Origin of the sequence: Paenibacillus cisolokensis (assembly GCF_050481165.1) — a bacterium.
GTDB lineage: Bacteria > Bacillota > Bacilli > Paenibacillales > Paenibacillaceae > Paenibacillus_AH > Paenibacillus_AH cisolokensis.
Map to the genome: position 1 here is coordinate 24,050 of NZ_JBCNFP010000063.1, position 17,892 is coordinate 41,941.

The 17,892-nt window shown below is 60.7% G+C and carries 17 protein-coding genes; 16 read left to right on the forward strand and 1 reads right to left on the reverse strand.

Annotated features, from left to right (window positions below; all coding sequences use genetic code 11):
- Positions 1-38 precede the first annotated feature (38 nt).
- Positions 39-2,927, forward strand: a complete 2,889-nt coding sequence (locus ABEV74_RS11215; RefSeq protein WP_430146070.1) for an exo-rhamnogalacturonan lyase family protein — start codon at positions 39-41, stop codon at positions 2,925-2,927.
- 3 nt (positions 2,928-2,930) lie between these two features.
- Here the strand turns inward: ABEV74_RS11215 and ABEV74_RS11220 are convergent, their stop codons facing one another.
- Positions 2,931-3,851 carry an ArsR/SmtB family transcription factor gene (locus ABEV74_RS11220; protein ID WP_062496665.1) on the reverse strand — a complete coding sequence of 307 codons (921 nt, stop codon included), beginning with the start codon at positions 3,849-3,851 and terminating at the stop codon, positions 2,931-2,933.
- Positions 3,852-4,673: 822 nt separating this feature from the next.
- Here ABEV74_RS11220 and spoVAC point away from each other — a divergent pair.
- From spoVAC to ABEV74_RS11295, 15 genes are all read left to right on the forward strand, one after another.
- On the forward strand, positions 4,674-5,168 hold the full coding sequence (gene spoVAC / locus ABEV74_RS11225) for a stage V sporulation protein AC (RefSeq protein WP_430146073.1): 495 nt from the start codon (positions 4,674-4,676) through the stop codon (positions 5,166-5,168).
- Positions 5,168-6,190, forward strand: a complete 1,023-nt coding sequence (gene spoVAD / locus ABEV74_RS11230) for a stage V sporulation protein AD (protein WP_430146075.1) — start codon at positions 5,168-5,170, stop codon at positions 6,188-6,190. The genes spoVAC and spoVAD overlap by 1 nt, the downstream gene beginning before the upstream one ends.
- The gene (gene spoVAE / locus ABEV74_RS11235; protein WP_062492294.1) at positions 6,187-6,537 is read left to right on the forward strand and encodes a stage V sporulation protein AE; all 351 of its coding nucleotides are present in this window, start codon (positions 6,187-6,189) and stop codon (positions 6,535-6,537) included. Before spoVAD ends, spoVAE begins: the two co-directional genes overlap by 4 nt.
- Before the next feature lie 171 nt (positions 6,538-6,708).
- Complete coding sequence (locus ABEV74_RS11240) at positions 6,709-7,665, forward strand: AAA family ATPase (RefSeq protein WP_430146078.1); 957 nt, start codon at positions 6,709-6,711, stop codon at positions 7,663-7,665.
- Positions 7,666-7,676: 11 nt separating this feature from the next.
- A complete protein-coding gene (locus tag ABEV74_RS11245) occupies positions 7,677-8,912 on the forward strand; it encodes a DUF58 domain-containing protein (RefSeq protein WP_430146080.1) in 1,236 nt (411 codons plus the stop codon).
- Positions 8,912-11,143 (forward strand): DUF4129 domain-containing transglutaminase family protein, encoded by a 2,232-nt coding sequence (locus ABEV74_RS11250; protein WP_430146082.1) that lies wholly within the window; start codon positions 8,912-8,914, stop codon positions 11,141-11,143. The genes ABEV74_RS11245 and ABEV74_RS11250 overlap by 1 nt, the downstream gene beginning before the upstream one ends.
- Positions 11,144-11,351: 208 nt before the next feature.
- Positions 11,352-11,876: a YqeG family HAD IIIA-type phosphatase gene (locus ABEV74_RS11255; RefSeq protein ID WP_430146144.1), complete on the forward strand. Its 525-nt coding sequence runs from the start codon at positions 11,352-11,354 to the stop codon at positions 11,874-11,876.
- The gene (gene yqeH / locus ABEV74_RS11260; protein WP_430146084.1) at positions 11,852-12,997 is read left to right on the forward strand and encodes a ribosome biogenesis GTPase YqeH; all 1,146 of its coding nucleotides are present in this window, start codon (positions 11,852-11,854) and stop codon (positions 12,995-12,997) included. The genes ABEV74_RS11255 and yqeH overlap by 25 nt, the downstream gene beginning before the upstream one ends.
- Positions 12,998-13,110: 113 nt before the next feature.
- Positions 13,111-14,034, forward strand: coding sequence for a shikimate dehydrogenase (locus ABEV74_RS11265; RefSeq protein ID WP_430146086.1), 924 nt, complete (start codon positions 13,111-13,113; stop codon positions 14,032-14,034).
- Positions 14,035-14,221: 187 nt separating this feature from the next.
- A complete protein-coding gene (gene yhbY, locus ABEV74_RS11270) occupies positions 14,222-14,512 on the forward strand; it encodes a ribosome assembly RNA-binding protein YhbY (protein ID WP_062492299.1) in 291 nt (96 codons plus the stop codon).
- A gap of 41 nt (positions 14,513-14,553) precedes the next feature.
- Positions 14,554-15,144, forward strand: coding sequence for a nicotinate-nucleotide adenylyltransferase (gene nadD / locus ABEV74_RS11275; protein WP_430146088.1), 591 nt, complete (start codon positions 14,554-14,556; stop codon positions 15,142-15,144).
- On the forward strand, positions 15,134-15,703 hold the full coding sequence (yqeK, locus tag ABEV74_RS11280) for a bis(5'-nucleosyl)-tetraphosphatase (symmetrical) YqeK (protein ID WP_062492301.1): 570 nt from the start codon (positions 15,134-15,136) through the stop codon (positions 15,701-15,703). The genes nadD and yqeK overlap by 11 nt, the downstream gene beginning before the upstream one ends.
- The gene (gene rsfS / locus ABEV74_RS11285) at positions 15,700-16,047 is read left to right on the forward strand and encodes a ribosome silencing factor (RefSeq protein ID WP_062492302.1); all 348 of its coding nucleotides are present in this window, start codon (positions 15,700-15,702) and stop codon (positions 16,045-16,047) included. Before yqeK ends, rsfS begins: the two co-directional genes overlap by 4 nt.
- Positions 16,044-17,030 carry a CvfB family protein gene (locus ABEV74_RS11290; RefSeq protein ID WP_430146091.1) on the forward strand — a complete coding sequence of 329 codons (987 nt, stop codon included), beginning with the start codon at positions 16,044-16,046 and terminating at the stop codon, positions 17,028-17,030. Before rsfS ends, ABEV74_RS11290 begins: the two co-directional genes overlap by 4 nt.
- An 18-nt stretch (positions 17,031-17,048) precedes the next feature.
- Positions 17,049-17,822: a class I SAM-dependent DNA methyltransferase gene (locus ABEV74_RS11295; protein ID WP_430146093.1), complete on the forward strand. Its 774-nt coding sequence runs from the start codon at positions 17,049-17,051 to the stop codon at positions 17,820-17,822.
- The last annotated feature ends 70 nt before the right edge of the window (positions 17,823-17,892 follow it).

The following is a 17,892-nucleotide window of genomic DNA, read 5'->3' on the forward strand; positions in this document are numbered from 1 at the left end:
CACCGCATCCGCTGGTGCGAATAAAGGAGGAGTCAGCGATGGAGGAACGGAAGGCGCCGGAACGAAAGCCGCCAAGCGACCTGGCGGAAGGCGGTTCGGCATGGAGAGCGGAGTCCGAAGCCGCTGCGTGTGAGGCGCCGGTCGAAGACGCGGCGGAAGAGGCAGCTGCGGGCTGCGAGCCGGCCGACGGCGAAGCAAGGGCTGCCGAATCGGTCCGTGGGACGGGCAGAGGCGAAGCGGAGGAGGCAACTGTGGGCGTCGGGGAAGCCGTGCACGAAGTTGTTCCCGGTCGAGCGGCGGCTGTGCGCGCCACAGAGACGGCTGTGGGCGTCGGGGCGGAAGGAACAATAGGCGTACCGCTTCGATGGCTCGGAGCGGCGCCCCGCCTGCGCGCGGGGACGACGTGGGGCCTGCCGTGGAAGCGGGGCGAGCTTCGCCGGGATGCTTTGTTCTCGCTCCGCTGTTCTGACGGAACTGATGTGCCGGTGCAAAGCTGGCCGACCGCTTTTTGGCCCGACGGCAGTGTGAAGTGGACGGCGCATGCGGCGGTATTCGGCCCGGCAGCGGCGGATTCCGGTTGGCGGCTGCTTGCCGGGGCGACCGGCAGGGAAGCTGACGGGAGGCTGAGGGTCACGGAGGACGCCGGCGAGGTGATCGTCGATACCGGCGTCATTCGCTGCCGGATCGGCCGCAGCGGACCGCTGGTCATCCGGGAAATCGCGAAAGAAGGCCGCATCGTCTGCTCGGGCGGACGGCTGGTTGGCATTCGGGAAGAACGCCATACCGCAGGCGGACGGAGGACGACCGTCGAGGAGCCGTTCGCGGGCGAAGTCGAGCATGTTGCGGCAGAACAGAGCGGCCCGGTCCGGGCCGTTGTGAAGGTTACCGGGCGTCACGCGTCGGCGGACGGCGAGCGGCGGTGGCTGCCGTTTACCCTCCGGCTGTACTTCTATGCCGGCGTCGATTCGATTCGGCTCGTTCACACGTTCGTTTATGACGGCAATCCGCACCAGGACTACATCAAAGGCATCGGCTTGTCGTTTGCGGTTCCGATGCGCGGACCGCTCTACAACCGGCATGTACGCCTCGCCGGCGATGACGGCTGGTTCGCCGAGTCGCCCAAGGGACTGGCGACATTCCGGACGCGCGGCCGTCACGAAGCACTTTACCGGGAACAGGCGGCCGGCCGCCCGATCGCATTCGACGAGGCTGAGGACCGACCTTTCATCCGGATGCTGGAGGATTCGCCGGTATGGAACAGCTTCAAGCTGACGCAGTTGACGGCCGATTCGTATACGATTGCCAAGCGCACGGAGGAAGGCTGCGCCTGGATTCGTGCCGCATCCGGCAGGCGCGCCCGCGGCTTGCTGTATGCCGGCGGCGAAAGCGGCGGTCTTGCCGTCGGCAAGCGCGCTTTCTGGCAGAAGGCGCCCGCTTCGCTGGAAGCGGAAGCGCTTGCGGGGAACGAGGCGCTGCTTACCGCATGGCTGTGGTCCCCCGACGGCGCCGCGATGGATTTGCGCCATTATGATACGAAGACGCATGTACGGTCGTGTTACGAAGGAAGCGATGAGCTCAGGAGCACCCCTTACGGCATTGCGAACACGAACGAGTTGACGATTTGGTGCTGCGCAGAGACGCCTTCCCTCGACCGGCTGGACGACTATATCGATGAGAAGGAAGCGCCCTCCCTGCTTATCGCCGAGCCTTCCCGCTACCGCGATACCGGAGCGCTCGGCGTCCTGAGCTTGCCGTCGCGGGACACGCCGGCCAAGGCGAGAATCGAGGAGACGCTGGATGCGCTGCTCGCCTTTTACATGGAAGAGGTCGACCGCCGGGGATGGTACGGCTTTTGGGATTACGGCGACGTCATGCACAGCTACGACCCGGTCCGCCACGAGTGGCGCTACGACGTCGGCGGCTGCGCCTGGCAAAACACCGAGCTGGCGCCGAATATTTGGCTCTGGTACATGTTTCTGCGTTCCGGCCGGGAAGACGCGTTTAGGATGGCGGAAGCGATGACTCGGCATACGAGCGAGACGGACGCCTATCATATCGGGGAGTACAGCGGTCTCGGCTCGCGGCACAATGTGCTGCATTGGGGCTGCGGCTGCAAGGAAGCGCGTATTGCGATGGCGGGCCTTCATCGTTACTACTATTATTTGACCGCGGACGAGCGGATCGGGGACGTGATGGAAGGCGTCAAGGACGCCGACTACGCCACTGCCTTCATCGACCCGATGAGGTCCTATTACCCGAAGGACGAATTTCCGACCCATACGCGCAGCGGTCCGGACTGGGCCGCGTTCTGCTCGAATTGGCTCGTGCAGTGGGAGCGCTACGAGGATGCCGGTTATCTGCACAAAATAAAAACAGGCATCGAGTGTTTGAAGCGGGCGCCGTACCGTCTTTTGACGGGACCGGTGTTCGGATACGACCCGAAGAGCGGCAAGCTGTTCCATATGGGGCACGAAAATTATGACGGCCGCCATCTGATGATCTGCATGGGCGGGGCGCAGGTGTGGATCGAGCTGGCCGGTCTGCTGGACGACCCCGAATGGTCCGACATGCTGGCGGAGTTCGGCGCATTTTATACGCTTCCGCGCGAAGAGAAGGCAAGGCGCACGAACGGGGAAATAACGGGCGAAAGCTGGGGGATCCCGATGCTGGCAACGTCGATGATGGCGTTCGCAGCGGCCCGTCGCGGCGAACGGGCGCTGGCGAAGGAAGCGTGGGGCTTGCTGCTTGGAGAATCCGGTCATTGGACGGTGCCGTATGCTCCGGCTGCCGTCGAAGTGCCGCGCCGGGAATATGTGCGCGCCATGAGGGAAATCCCGTGGATATCCACGAATACGGCGTCACAGTGGTCAATCAATGCGATCGTGTGCCTCGCGCTGATCGGCGAGTATTTGCCGGACGGCGTCTGACGCTCAGTCGCCGTATTCCAGCATCACCTCGATGTCCTGATCGTAATTGCCGAACCGGCGGCCGAACAGGCTGACGCCGCCGGGATGGCGGGCGTCCGCAGGAGATGCGATGCGCAGCGTTATTTCTTTGCGGGGCGCGATGCCGAGATCGGTTACGGTCACGTCGGACATGCGAACACCGTCGATGTACGAGCCGTCCTCGGACACCGTCACCGTCTTCAATAGCCCGTGCTGCGTCGACGAGAGCGGCCACCATGCAGGCGTATAGAGACCGCGCGTGCCGCCGAAGTCGCCGGGGCAGGTCCAGGTCAGCACCGGCGTGCCGTTCAGCGAGAAGGTGATGTCCGAAGGCCAATCCTCCCGGTAAGCCGGCGCTTCGGAACAAATTTCGAGCGAAATGCGGATCGTCTTCAGCCGCTGGCTGGCGAGCAAATAGTTCGGTATGCGGTACTCTACATAGCCGCTTCCGAACCAGATGTGATCGGCCTTCACGTGCTCGGTATCGGCAAAATACCGCGGATCGTCCAACATGCCGATCAGCTTCTCGTGCGAGGCGAGGCCGCATGTCGGCTTCACGTCAAAGGCCGTATATTGGCCGACCGGGATCGAGACGGTCAGCCTGTCCGGATTGGACGAGGCTTCATCGCCTTCGTTCCGGAACAGAAGCGTCATTCGCTCGATCGCGAGCGTACAGCGCTTCTGAATGCCCCGTTTGCCGGCCAGGTTTTCCGTCCGAATAATGCCGCACTCTTCCAGCTTCTGGACGTGCTTCGTCACGATTGCCGAGGAGATACCGAGCGCGCGGGCCATATCTTTAATGTTCATCGGCTGTTCGCGAAGCATCTCGATCATCCGGACGCGCGTTTCCGAACCGAGGCACTCCAGTATCGGCAAATTGTCCAACGTTACGTTAAGCTCCGTCATGATTCCGCTCCTTTCATAATTCCTATGGGCGATAAGCAAACCCGCGGCCGTTCGGCGTTTCGGGAAAGCGGCATACAGTCTGCAGTTGCAGATCAAAGTGTCCGGAAAGCGGCATGCGGCCTGCAGTTGCAGATCAAAGTGTCCGGAAAGCGGCATACAGTCTGCAGTTGCAGATTGGTGTTTCTGGAAAGCAGTATACAGCCTACTGTTACATATCGCCGATTCATTCTTGAGAAAGTCGACATTCTTTCTGCAGTAACATATAGGTGTTTCCGGTAGGTAGATTCTTTTTAGCTAGCGGAACGTCCCTCGAATCGAATTGCCGCAAGGCTGTTCGTCTCCGAATGGCGGCCCCAACGATTACGCTCCCTCGATCTTGTTGGCGGAAACGCCTGGGCTGAACGATACGGCTTGACTAATCCTGCAAAAGTGCAGGAATTTGGCCCAGAGTTCGTTCATTTTCGGTAAAATCCTGCGATTCTACAGTATTTCAAAGCTTCCGCACACTCGAATGCGGGATTTGGCCATGAAAAGATGTATTTTTGCAGGAATTTTACTCCAATGGTTGAAAATGGTTCGAAAAAACTGCACAATTGCAGTTTTGCCTACTCCCCCTGCTATTCCGGGTACGCCGTTTCTGCTAGCAGCGGGTCGTTTTGCCTGCTGTGGAACCTCCCCCATATATGTTAAATGATTAACCTGAAAATGAACAGAAGCATCTCCCAGACGACCGTCGGGCTTGAAACGTTCCGCTTGGCATAACCGGACCGCTTTCTACAAATAATAAAACGGAAAATATTTGTACTTGAGGAGGTTGTTGGTTTGTCAAGCAAAAGCGCTGAACGCGGCCGTTTCTTGAAAATGCGGATGTCGCCGAAGGAATACCAGTCATTCGCCAAAATGAGGGAGCCCTCGCGCTCGATATTCGGCAACTGCCTCCGGGCTTTTCTTGTCGGCGGCGCGATCTGCGTCGTTGGCCAGGCTTTGACGGAAATGTTCGTACATCTGATGCATATGGAGCGCGAAGACGCGTCCAATCCGACAGTCGCCGTGCTCATTCTGCTGTCGGTCGTATTAACGAGTATGGGCGTCTATGACAAATTGGCGCAGTGGGCGGGAGCCGGATCGGCCGTTCCGGTTACCGGCTTCGCCAACTCGATGTGCTCCGCGGCTTTGGAGCACCGCAGCGAGGGGCTGGTGCTCGGCGTCGGCGGCAATATGTTCAAGCTGGCCGGTTCGGTCATCGTATTCGGCACGGTGGCCGCTTTCTTCGTCGGCATAGCGCATTGGCTGCTCGGGACGGGGGGACAATCCTGATGCTGCGCGGCAAGCAAACGTGGTGGTTCGCCAACCGCCCCGTCATAATCGGCACGGCCACGGTTGTCGGACCGGACGAAGGAGACGGGCCGCTGGCGGCCGATTACGATTTGATCCATCCGGAGCTCGATATGCAGCAGAAAAGCTGGGAGAAAGCGGAGCGGCTGCTGCTGGAGCAGGCGTCCGATCTGGCGATGCAGCATGCGGGCATTGACAAAAACAAGCTGCAGGTCTTTGTCGGCGGCGATCTGATGAATCAGCTTATGAGCAGCAGTTTCTCCGCCCGTTCCATCGGCGTTCCGTATCTCGGCGTTTTCGGCGCTTGTTCGACGTCGATGGAATCGCTCGCGGTCGCCGCGCTCATCGTCGATTCCCGTTCGGCGCAATACGCGCTTGCCGGAACCTGCAGCCACAATTGCACGGCCGAGAAGCAGTTTCGCTATCCGACCGAATACGGAGCGCAGAAACCGCCGACGGCGCAGTATACGGTTACCGGGGCCGGGGCTGCGGTCATTGCCGAGACCGGCGACGGCGTGGCCGTCGTCGAATGCGCGACGATCGGCAAGATCGTCGATCTCGGAATTAAGGACCCGTTCAACATGGGGGCGGCGATGGCGCCAGCGGCCGTCGATACGATCCAGACCCATCTGAACGACACCGGCCGTACGCCTGGCGACTACGATATGATCGTGACGGGCGATCTCGCCTCCGTCGGCCATCGGATCGCGTCCGATCTGCTGCGGCGCGACGGCGTGCCGATTGAGGAAACGGTTTTTACGGATTGCGGGCTACTGGTTTACGATGTCGAGAAGCAGAAAGTGCAGGCAGGGGGCAGCGGCTGCGCCTGTTCCGCCGTCGTGACGTACGGCCACCTGCTGAAACGGATGGCCAAAGGCGAATTGTCGCGCATCCTCGTCGTGGCGACCGGGGCGCTGCTGTCGCCGCTCTCTTATCAGCAGGGTGAAAGCATTCCGTGCATCGCGCACGCGGTATCCATCGAACGAAAGGAGCGAGGCCGTTGATCTTTTTGTGGGCTTTCATCGTCGGGGGCGCGATATGCGTCGTCGGCCAGCTGCTGTTCGATGTGGCCAAGCTGACGCCTGCCCATACGATGGCGCTGTTTGTCGTCGCGGGCGCCGTGCTGGACGGCTTCGGCCTGTACGAGCCGCTGATCGATTTCGCGGGCGCCGGGGCTACCGTGCCGATTACCAGTTTCGGCAACGCGCTGGTGCACGGGGCCTTGACGGAGCTGCACCGGGTCGGATGGATCGGCGTGCTGACCGGCATATTCAAAGTAACGAGCGCCGGCGTATCGGCGGCGATCATTTTCTCGTTTCTCGCGTCGCTTGTGGTGCGCCCGAAGGGCTAAACGGGGGGCGCGACGGCAGTACCGATGGAGAACCTGCATGCTGCTCAAGCTGTGGGATTCTCCAATTTTTTTTTGGAACCGGAACGGTGTATACGCGAATGTCTGTTTCTTGTAGAATAGAACTAGAATTGGCGTCATCCAGCTATCATCTTCGTCCCGGGAGGTTAGTCTATGGAATTATCTCGTTCCGACCTGCAGTTGTGCTCCGACATTAGACGCAACTTGGCGTCCTGTATTTTAGGAAAGGAACTGGAGATCGAACGGTTGCTGACGGTTGTGCTCGCGGCCGGCCACGTGCTGCTTGAAGATGTGCCCGGCACCGGCAAAACCCAACTGGTCAAAGCGCTGGCCCGCTCGATCGGCGGCCAGTTCCGCCGCATTCAATGCAACCCCGACCTTCTCCCAACCGATATCACCGGCGTTTCGATTTATCATCCGAAAGAAGAAACTTTTATATTTCGTCCCGGCCCGATCATGACAAACCTGCTGCTCGCCGACGAAATCAACCGGGCGACGACGAAGACGCAATCCGCCCTGCTCGAAGCGATGGAGGAAGGACGCGTCACCGTCGACGGCGAGACGTATGAACTGCCTCAGCCGTTCGTGCTGCTTGCGACCCAGAATCCGATTGAATTTGAAGGGACTTATATCCTGCCCGAGGCGCAGCTCGACCGTTTCATGATGAAGCTGTCACTCGGTTACCCGGACGAAGCGGACGAATATCGGATGGTTCTGAACCGGGAAATCGACCAGCCGTCCGAACGCCTTCCCCAAATTGCCGATATCGAAGATGTGCTCCGCCTGCAGCAGATAGCGTTCGCGGTACATATGGACGATGCGGTCGGCGAATATCTGGTTCGCATCGTGCGCGGCACGCGCGAGCATCCGAGCGTGCTGCTCGGCGCAAGTCCCCGCGCGGCCGTCGCACTGATGCGCGCCGCCAAGGCGGCCGCACTGCTGGAGGAGCGGGACTATGTGATTCCCGACGACGTGAAAAAGCTCGCCCAGCCGGTCCTCGCCCACCGCTTGCTGCTGCAGCCCGAAGCGCGCATGAACGGCGTGCGTCCCGAAGATATCGTCGAAGAGACGGTCCGCCAGACGCGGGTGCCGGTCCGGCTTGAACGATGAGAGGTTCTCCCATGTTCGGAACCAGATGGAAACGATGGCAAACGGTAGCCGCTCTATATGCCGTTTGCACGTTGTATCTGCTGTTTCAGGGGGGCAAGACGGCCTTCATGTTGTTCTGCATCCTCAACGTGCTGCTCGTTTATTTGATTCTGGGCCGCTTCAGCGGGATCGGCCGCGTGGAAGGCTCGCGCAAGCTTATCCATCCCGGCAAGCACGCCCATGACTACCGCTTCTCGGCCGGCACGCCGCTGGAGGTCAGGCTGACGGTCCGCATACCCGGCTTCTACCCGATTCCCTATGTACTGGTCCGCGACCGTCTTATTCGCCATGACGGACAGACGATCCCTTTCGAATCGTCATTCGTCCCGAATTGGAGAAGAATCGGCGAAGCGTCGTATCTCACTCCGCCGCTCCGCCGCGGGCTTTACCGCTTCGAAGAAACGGAATGCTCGACGCGCGACATTTTCGGCCTCTTCGAGCATAAGGGGCGTATCGATACAAGCATGTCGTTCTCGGTATTGCCGCAGACGATTCCGCTGCGCGGCTGGCAGCAGCTGCAGCGGGGGATGCGCGGACCGTATTCGCACGCTTCCGCCCCCCGTTCGGCGAAGGAGACGACGCAGATCAACGGCGTGCGGGAATATTTGTACGGCGACCGTCTGTCGCGGATACATTGGAACGCGACCGCGAAGACGGGAGAATGGAAATCGAAGGCGTTCGAGCGGGAAGCGTTGCCGCGCACGGTCATCGTGCTCGACCGCGACGAGTCGCTGTACGCCGGAGGCAACGCCGAGCGGTTTGAGCTTGCCGTATCGGTAGCGGCCTCGCTCGTCGAGTTCGGCCTGCGCAGCGAGACTGCGATGGGACTGCTGTCCGTCGGCAAGCGGACGGTGTCGTTTCCTCCGCGGTCGGGAGCGGACAACCGGAATTTGATGATGAAGCATTTGACGTCGGTCGATCCGGACTGTCCGGTCGCGCTGTCCGAAGCGCTGAAGTTCGGCGACGCAAGGCTTGAGCCTGGTTCGCTTGCGGTGCTCGTTACGGCGAAAGAAGGGGAGGAGGCGCTGCTCGCCATGCAGCTGCTCTCCCGTCAAGGGCTGTCGCCGTGCCTGATCGCGCTGCGTTCCGACAGCCGCGGCGCGGGACAATCGGAATGGCTGCGCGTCATTCGGGGCAAAGGCTGGCCCGTATTTTCCGTCCGCCAGCTGCAGGATCTGCCTTCTTCCCTGGAAGGGGGCGTCGCCTGATGATCCGGTTATCGGAATGGCTGCGCGGCTGGCGCAAAGATTGGTTCGGCAAGCTGAGCCTGCTGTTCGTTGCCGTGCTGATCTGGAAGTATGTCAGCGTAATGGAAGGCTACTGGTGGCCCGAGACGTTTCAAGCCGTGTACTTCACGATCGTATTCGCTGCGGCGACGGAACTGCTGCTCCCGCTTTCCCGGCTGTTCCGTTTGCCGCTGCAGCTGGCGGGAACGATCTTTATCGCCTGGCGCATTTCCGGGTATGAAGGTGCGGGATTTCGGCCGACATCGGCGGACGAACTGGTCCTTTGGGGCCAATCGGTTCTGTCGGGCCTTTACCCGTTTATCTGGATCGGACTGGCGATATGGCTGCTTCTGCTGTTGTTCGGAAGCTGGGCCGTTACCCGGGTGCGCATTTTCGGTACGGTCGGCGTTTGCTTGCTGTCGCTGACCATCGCCGATTCGTTTACGCCGATCTATCTGTGGGACGAGGTCGCCTGGACGGTGTTTGTCGGCTTGTGCTGGCTGGTGGCCGAGCATTTTGCCCGATTCGAACGGGAGCATCCCCGAAGCTGGAAGGAGCTTCTCGAATATCCGGCCGCTTTCTTCCTGCCGATCGTGCTCGTGCTGACGATCGTCATGACCTCGGGCGTGTTCGTGCCCGAAGTGGCGCCGGTCATCAAAGATCCGTACACGATATGGGTCGAATCGCGGGGCCAGACGGTGAACGGTTTTCTCGGCGACAAAGGAATCCCGCTCGAAGGCGGCCGAAACGCCGATACCCGTTCCGGTTATAGCCGCAACGATACGAAGCTCGGGGAAGGGTTCCAGTTCGATTATTCGCCGGTCATGACGGTCGAGACGTCCCACAGAAGTTATTGGCGGGGGGAGACGAAATCGCTGTACACCGGGGAAGGCTGGCTTGACAGCCGCAACGAGCGGAACGAGCAATTGCTTCGCGATATCGGTCCGGGTGAATCGCTGCCGCTCGCGGACGACAGGGGCAGGGCGAAGACGGTGAAAGTGACGCAGACGGTCACGATGGACCGCGAGGATCGTTATCCGGTTCTGTTCGCGGCCGGCCCGATATCGTCCGTCCAGTGGATCGGTTCGGAGGACGAGCCGATTCCGGAGCGTCTCGGATGGGGAGCGGAATCGTGGGAACTGCAATGGCCGGCGCGCAATGCCGGCCGCTTCCCGAAGTCGTATGCGGTCGTCTCCGAGCTGATCGAACTGGACGAAACCGAACTGCGCAAAGCGAAGGCGGAGATGTCGGACGAGGCGGGCAGACGCCAATACTTGCAATTGCCGGATTCGCTTCCGGACCGGGTGCGCGACCTGGCGGCGCAACTGACGGAAGAGGCGGCCAGCGACTATGACAAGGCCAAGGCGATCGAAACTTATTTGCGGATGAATTATTCGTACACCAATACACCCGACCTGTCCAAAAAACGGAGCGACGATTTCGTCGATTCGTTCCTGTTCGAGATCCGGGAAGGGTATTGCGATTACTATTCGTCCGCGATGGTGGTGCTGGCCCGTGCGGCGGACTTGCCGGCCAGATGGGTCAAAGGCTACGCCCCCGGCGTAACGACGGACAATCTGGATATGTTGCAGTATTGGGGGGCGGGAGTGCCGGGGATGCCGGAGATCGACCCGAACGGTGCAGGCACTTACACGGTACGGAATGCGGACGCCCACTCGTGGGTGGAAATCTATTTCGAAGGCTTCGGATGGATTCCGTTCGAGCCGACGGCAGGCTTCGCCTTCCCTTATGCGATCGGGGAAGAAGAAGCCGCATCGCTTCCGGAAACGGAAGCGGAACCCGAGCCGGCGCAAGATCCGGCCGAGCCGGTACGGGAGCCGGCGCGCTTCCCGGTAGCGCCGGTTGCATACGGCCTGCTGGCCGCGGCCGCCGGGTTCGCGTTTATCCGCCGCAAGGCGATTGCCGAGGCGTGGCGGAGCTTCAGGCTGCGGTCGTATACGCCCGCCGAGCGGATCGTTTATGAGACGGAGAAACTGCTCAGATTTTGCCGCAAGCGCGGCCTGGAACGGGGCGAGCATGAAACGCTGCGGGAGGCGGTCGTTCGCTGGTCGGATCAGCGGCGCACGCTCAGCAAAGATTTTCGCGAAATTCTCGATCATTTCGAACGAGTCAAATACGGCGGCGGCGAACCGACATCCGAGGAAGCGGAACGCTTCGCGCTGAAGGCCAAGGCGATCGCCGAGCGGCTGTAAACTGGTTGCAATGAAGCCATAAATGAGGTTGAAAAGAGGTTATAAGCGGCTGCGGCGGGACAATCGGGCAGGTGTTTGCCGCTTTGGCCGGCGCCGAAGGACGATCGGCCGTCCGCTTTTTAGCGAACGGCCTTCGTCGATTTTGCAACAAATTCCTCTTCTATGGTATAGTTTCGTAAGATAGCAGGTGAGAAGAGGAGTCAAAATGATGTTTGAACGACTGCTGCCCAATATGCGCGTCAATACGATATATGACATCGATCTTGAGGAGCTCTGGGCGAGGGGCATTCGCGGCATGATTACCGATCTGGACAATACGCTGGTCGGCGCGAAGGTGGCGCTCGCCACGCCGGATCTGATCCGGTGGCTCGAATGCGTCAGGGACCGCGGCTTCAAGGTCGTGATCGTTTCCAACAATAACGAGACCCGTGTTGCGAAATTCGCGGAGCCGCTCGGCATTCCGTTTATTCATGCGGCCCGCAAACCGGCCGTCCGTTCGTTTCGGAAAGCCCTCCAGGTGCTGGAGCTGCCGTGCGACCGCGCGGTCGTAATCGGCGACCAAATGCTGACCGACGTTTTCGGCGGCAAGCGCGCCGGGCTTTACACGATACTGGTTACCCCGATCGCCCCGCTCGACGAGGGCTTTATGACGCGTTTCAACCGGAAGGTGGAGCGGTACGCCTTGTCTCGCTTGCGCAAGAAAGGGTTATGGCACGAGGAGGATGCGAAGTGACGGAACGACCTAACCGGCATGCGGACATTTGTACCGGTTGCGGCGCCAGGCTGCAGACGGAGAATGCGGACAAGCCCGGCTATGTTCCGGCTGCGGCGCTTGACCGCGAGCCGGTCATATGCCAGCGCTGCTTCCGCATCCGGCATTACAACGAGGCGGCTTCGGTCGCCGTCGATCAGGACGACTTTTTGCGGCTGCTCGCGGGGATCGCCCAGACGGACAGCCTGGTCGTCCATATTGTCGACCTGTTCGATTTTGAAGGAAGCCTTATATCGGGCTTGCAGCGTTTTGTCGGTGCGAATCCGGTGCTGCTCGTCGTCAACAAAGTCGATCTCCTGCCGAAAGGGACGAATCTGAACCGGCTCCGGAACTGGGTGCAGCAGCAGGCGAAGCAGCAGGGGCTGCGCATCGTCGACGTCATCATGTGCAGCGCGATGCGGGGCATCGGCTTCGAGCGGGTAGTCCAGGCGCTGGAGCAGCATCGCCGGCATCGGGACGTATATGTGGTCGGCGCGACGAATGTCGGCAAGTCGACGCTTATTAACCGTTTGATCCGGGATTACAGCGATCTCGACAGCGAGCTGACGGTATCCCGTTACCCCGGCACGACGCTGGATGCGATCCGGATTCCGCTCGATGACGGAAAAGCGGTGATCGATACGCCGGGCATCGTCTATCCGAACCGGCTCACCGAGCTCGTGCCGCGCCGCGTGCTGCAGGCACTGCTGCCGGAGAAGCCGATCAAGCCGCTTGTCTATCAGCTGAACGAGCGGCAGACGCTGTTTATCGGCGCGCTGGCGAGGTTCGATTTCGTCCAGGGAGAGCGTCAGTCGTTTACGCTGTACTTGTCGAACGCGCTCAAGGTCCACCGAACGAAGCTGGAGCGTGCGGACGAGCTTTATGCGGAGCATGCCGGCGAGATGCTTGCGCCGCCGTCAAAGGCGGAGCTGGCGGAGATGCCTGCCTGGACGCGGCACTCGCTGCAGGCGCCGAAAGGGAAGAAGAGCGACGTCTTCATTTCGGGACTCGGCTGGATTCAGGTGAACGGCACAAGCGGCGCGAAGCTGGACGTATATGCGCCCAAAGGCGTCAAAGTGCTCATTCGGGACGCGTTGATCTGAATGGCCGAGGCAGGCCGGGCTGCGCGGGAGCGGGTAAGGCCCTGCAGGTACGCAAAGCAGTGGGGGCCGGCCCGCGCGGGCAACTTGGAACGTTAAGCAAAGGAGTAGAACGGATGGCAACGAAACGGGATGACGTTAAAATGAGGGAAGAGCGCGAACCGGCCGGCATCGACAGCCATACGTCGCTGTACGGGGTAATCGGCGATCCGGTGCGCCATTCCAAATCTCCGGTCATGCTGAACCGCGCATTCCGCGAAGCTGGCGTCAACGGCGTTTACGTCGCCTGGCACATCCGCCAGGAGTCGCTGGGCGACTTCGTGGCCGGCGTCCGGGCGATGGGCATTCGCGGCGTCAACGTGACAATTCCGCACAAGCTGAACATTATGCGCCATCTGGACCGGATCGACGACGGCGCGCTCGCCATCGGCGCGGTCAATACGATCGTGAACGAGGACGGCGCGCTGACCGGCTACAATACGGACGGGATCGGCTATGTCCGTTCGCTCAAGGAAGAGGCCGAACCTGAGCTCGCAGGCAAGCGGATTGTCGTATTAGGCGCCGGCGGCGCGGCGCGCGGCATTGTGTACGCGCTGTCCGGCGAAGGTCCCGACTCGCTCGTGATCGTGAACCGAACCGCCGAGAAGGCGGAAGAGCTCGCCGATCTGTTCCGGAGCCGGGCGGACGTTCGGGCGGCCGGCATCGATCGGCTGCGCGAGCTGTGCGGCGAGGCGGATATCGTGATCAATACGACCTCGATCGGCATGTACCCGAACGTCGAGGAGGTGCCGCTGGACGCCGGGTGGCTGAAGGAAGGAGCGGTAGCGAGCGATCTGATCTACAATCCGCTCAAGACGCGGTTTCTTCGCGAGGCGGAGGAACGCGGCTGCCGGATTCACGGCGGCCTCGGCATGTTCGTCTACCAAGGGGCCTATGCGTTCGAATACTGGACGGGCCTACCCGCGCCGATCGAGGCGATGCGGGAAGCCGTCCTGCGGACGATGGAGCCGGAAACGGGCGGCGCATCCGGCAAGCAGTAGGCATCCGGCAAGCGGTAGGCATCCGGCAAGCGGTAGGCATCCGGCAAGCGGTAGGCATCCGGCAAGCGGTAGGCATCCGGCAAGCGGTAGAGACGGGCTCGCGGCGGAAACCGGCATCGGATAACCGGAAAGCCGCAGCCGCGGCTTCGCGATTATTTTTCCAAAGAAAGAAGGCTCAAGCATTCCTATGCTGACAGGCAAGCAAAAACGTTATCTGCGATCGCAGGCGCATCATTTGCAGCCGATCTTTCAGATCGGCAAGGGCGGAATTAACGATCATTTGGTCCGCCATATCGAGGAAGCGCTCGAGGCGCGGGAACTTATTAAAGTATCCGTTTTGAACAATTGCGACGTCGAGCCGAAGGAGCTTGCCCCGGAACTGGCGGACAGAGCCGGCGCGGAGCTTGTGCAAGTGATCGGCAAGACGATCGTGCTGTACAAAGAATCGCGGGAGCACAAGACGATCGTGCTTCCTTGATCCGGGCGAAAGCCCGTTTGTGAATGCGAAGGAGGTAGCCGATGTTCAAGGTCGGCATTATGGGCGGCACGTTCGATCCGATCCATTACGGCCATCTGCTGGCGGCCGAATCGGCGCGCGACGCATGCGAACTGGACGAAGTCTGGTTTATCCCTGCGAACTGTCCGCCGCTCAAAGGCGGCAAGCCGGGGGTGGACGGCGCCGTCCGGCTGGAGATGGTTCGCCTCGCGATTGGCGGCAATCCCTGCTTCCGCGCGATGGATACCGAGCTTCGGCGAGGCGGCGTCAGCTATTCCGTCGATACGGCGGCGACACTGCAGCAGGAATACCCAGATCGCGAGTTCTATTACATCGTCGGCTCCGACCGGATCAACGATTTGCCGTCGTGGCATCGGATTGAAGAACTGGCTGCGATCGTGCGGTTTATCGGTCTGGAGAGACCGGGCGCCAAGCCGGAGCCGGACGGACTGCCCGAATATTTGCGTCAGCGGATTTCCTTCGTGGAAATGCCGCAGATCGACATTTCGTCGACAGACATCCGGAGAAGACGTTCGGAAGGACGCTCGATTCGTTATTTGGTTCCGGATGCGGTTTATCATTTTATGATAAGGAACGGTTTATATGAAGCGTGAAGATCTGATCGCGTCAGTGCGCGCGGCGATGCCGGAGAAACGTTGGAAACATACGGAGGGCGTAATGGAGACGGCCGTGCTGCTGGCGAACCGGTTCGGCGGCGACCCTGAACGGGCGGAGCTTGCCGCAATCCTTCACGATGTCGCCAAGTATTGGCCGACCGAGCGGATGGCCGAGACGATCCGGGAAGACGGCCGCTCGACCGACGTGCTGGATTACGACAAGGAATTGTGGCATGCCCCGGCGGGAGCCGTTGCGGCGGAACGCGACTACGGGGTGACGGATGCCGAAGTGCTGGATGCGATTCGGTATCATACGTCCGGCCGGGAAGGGATGACGCTGCTCGAGAAAATCGTCTGGCTGGCCGACTACATCGAGCCGGGCCGCGATTTTCCAGGCGTGCATAAAATAAGGGAATTAGCTGAGCATAGTCTTGAACGGGCGCTGATCGCCGCCATGAGCGGGACGATTGCTTTTCTGCTGGAAAAAGGGAAACGCGTTTATCCGCTTACGGTGATGGCGCGCAACGATTTAATTACTCGGGAGGTTGGGCTATGACGGTAAAGGCTGACGAACTTCTGCAACTTGCGGTGGCGGCAGCGGAGGACAAAAAAGCGCATCGGATCGTGGCGCTGGATCTGCAAGGCATTTCGATGGTGGCCGACTATTTTGTAATCTGCCATGGCAATTCGGACACGCAAGTCCAGGCGATTGCGACGGAGATAAGGGATCGGGCCCATCAGCGCGGCGCTGTCGTGCGCGGCATCGAAGGAATGGACACGGCCCGCTGGGTGCTGATCGATCTCGGCGATGTCGTCGTTCATGTCTTCCATCGCGAGGAACGGGATTATTACAACATTGAGCGGCTTTGGTCCGACGCGAAAGTTGTGGAGTTCGCATGAGCCTGACCGCCGGTGAGGTCCGAAAACTGAAGGTGGCGCGGGAAGTGCCGCCTTACGGTTATTTTTTGAGCGACGGCATGTCGGACGTGCTGCTGCACTATAGTGAAATTGTCGGGGACAGGCCGAAGCCGGGAGACGAGGTTTCGGTCTTTATCTACCACGATACGGAAGACCGTTTGGCGGCAACGATGAAAACGCCGCTTATTCGTCTCGGCGAACTGGCGCGGCTGCGGGTCGCGGACGTGCACCCGAGACTGGGCTGCTTCCTCGAGATGGGACTTGGCCGCCAACTGCTGCTGCCGCAATCCGAGCTGCCGGAGCGGCGGGAATACCGGCCGCAGCCGGGGGACGAACTGTTTGTCATGCTGACGCATGACAAAGCGGGAAGGCTTCTGGCCAAGCTGGCCAGGGAAGAAGATCTTGCGCCGAAGACGTTCGCCGTGCCCGCGGCATGGCGGGGGCGCTGGATCGAAGGCTGGGTTACGAAAACGCTGCAAATCGGTTCGTTCGTGCTGATCGACGGCGATGTTGTCGGCTTCGGCGCTTACGGCATGATCCCCGATGCGGAACGCTCGCGCACGCTGCGGCTAGGGGAGCGGGTTCAAGCACGCATTACATATATCCGTCCCGACGGGCGCGCGAATCTGGCGATGGCGCCGCGCAAAGAAGTGGCCCGCGTGGAGGATGCCGACCGGATTCTCGCCTTTCTAAGGGAACGGCCGAGCGGATCGATGCCTTATTCCGACGAGACGCCCGCGGATATTATCAAACAGAAATTCGGCATTTCCAAATCCGCTTTCAAGCGTGCGCTCGGCAAGCTGATGCGCGAGGGGAGCGTGACGCAGCAGGGCAGCTGGACCTATCTGAGCGATGATGGCGCCGCAGACGGAGACGGCAAAGACAAGCCGGATGGAGGGCGCGGCCGGGAAGCTGCGGCCAACCCGTCCAATCCGCCCCAACCGGCAAATCCGCTGAAGGAATAAATCGACAGGAGGTGGCGCATGAACGCCTATCGGCAATTTGCTACGGTATATGACCGGCTGATGGCGGACATGCCGTATCCGGAGTGGCTGCGGTTTGCCAGGGAATGCTGGGAACGGTACGGCATGCCCGCGACCGTGGCCGATCTCGGCTGCGGCACGGGCAGCATCGCGATTCCGCTGGCCCGGTCGGGTTTTACGGTTTACGGCATCGACTTGTCCGCCGATATGCTTACCGCTGCCCGCGGCAAATGGGAAGAGACGCCGCAGCAGGCGATCCGCCCGCACGCCGGTTCGATCCGCTGGCTTCAACAGGATATGAGAAACTGGGAACTGCCGGAACCGGTCGACTCGGTTATCTCGTTTTGCGATTGCCTGAACTATTTGCTGGAGGAAGAAGACATCGAAGAGACCTTCGCGTCGACGTTCGCCGGATTGCGAAATGGCGGCGTGTTTCTGTTTGACGTTCTGCCTCCGTCTCTGCTCGTCCGATATGCCGAGGAGCAGCCGTTCGTGCTGGACGAACGGGACATCGCCTACATCTGGACAAGCGAGCTGGACCGCGATCGGATGGAAATCGAGCACCGGCTGACGATCTTTTCCCGGGAAGGACCGGAACGGGATGCGCGGTTCGTTCGTTTTGAAGAAACGCATGTGCAGCGGGCGTACGATCCGGACTGGATTGCCGGCGCTTTGCGGAGGGCCGGTTTTTCGCGGGTCGACCGCTATGCCGATTTTCAGCTGAAGCCGCCCGGACCGCATGCGGAGCGGTTGTTTTATGCCGCAGTGAAATAGCGGGGCAAAGCCGATAATGCTGCTGTCGAATTAGTGGCTGATGTGTACCAAAGGCCAGAGGGTATATGAT

Excerpts from the sequence above, each read along its gene's own strand:
- ABEV74_RS11295 (WP_430146093.1), top strand. The coding sequence starts at position 17,049 with ATGAACGCCTATCGGCAATTTGCTACGGTATATGACCGGCTGATGGCG.
- ABEV74_RS11250 (WP_430146082.1), top strand. The coding sequence starts at position 8,912 with ATGATCCGGTTATCGGAATGGCTGCGCGGCTGGCGCAAAGATTGGTTC.
- nadD (WP_430146088.1), top strand. The coding sequence starts at position 14,554 with ATGTTCAAGGTCGGCATTATGGGCGGCACGTTCGATCCGATCCATTAC.
- rsfS (WP_062492302.1), top strand. The coding sequence starts at position 15,700 with ATGACGGTAAAGGCTGACGAACTTCTGCAACTTGCGGTGGCGGCAGCG.
- yqeH (WP_430146084.1), top strand. The coding sequence starts at position 11,852 with ATGGCACGAGGAGGATGCGAAGTGACGGAACGACCTAACCGGCATGCG.
- ABEV74_RS11215 (WP_430146070.1), top strand. The coding sequence starts at position 39 with ATGGAGGAACGGAAGGCGCCGGAACGAAAGCCGCCAAGCGACCTGGCG.
- ABEV74_RS11240 (WP_430146078.1), top strand. The coding sequence starts at position 6,709 with ATGGAATTATCTCGTTCCGACCTGCAGTTGTGCTCCGACATTAGACGC.
- ABEV74_RS11245 (WP_430146080.1), top strand. The coding sequence starts at position 7,677 with ATGTTCGGAACCAGATGGAAACGATGGCAAACGGTAGCCGCTCTATAT.
- ABEV74_RS11290 (WP_430146091.1), top strand. The coding sequence starts at position 16,044 with ATGAGCCTGACCGCCGGTGAGGTCCGAAAACTGAAGGTGGCGCGGGAA.
- ABEV74_RS11265 (WP_430146086.1), top strand. The coding sequence starts at position 13,111 with ATGGCAACGAAACGGGATGACGTTAAAATGAGGGAAGAGCGCGAACCG.
- ABEV74_RS11255 (WP_430146144.1), top strand. The coding sequence starts at position 11,352 with ATGTTTGAACGACTGCTGCCCAATATGCGCGTCAATACGATATATGAC.
- yqeK (WP_062492301.1), top strand. The coding sequence starts at position 15,134 with ATGAAGCGTGAAGATCTGATCGCGTCAGTGCGCGCGGCGATGCCGGAG.
- spoVAD (WP_430146075.1), top strand. The coding sequence starts at position 5,168 with ATGCTGCGCGGCAAGCAAACGTGGTGGTTCGCCAACCGCCCCGTCATA.
- yhbY (WP_062492299.1), top strand. The coding sequence starts at position 14,222 with ATGCTGACAGGCAAGCAAAAACGTTATCTGCGATCGCAGGCGCATCAT.
- ABEV74_RS11220 (WP_062496665.1), bottom strand. The coding sequence starts at position 3,851 with ATGACGGAGCTTAACGTAACGTTGGACAATTTGCCGATACTGGAGTGC.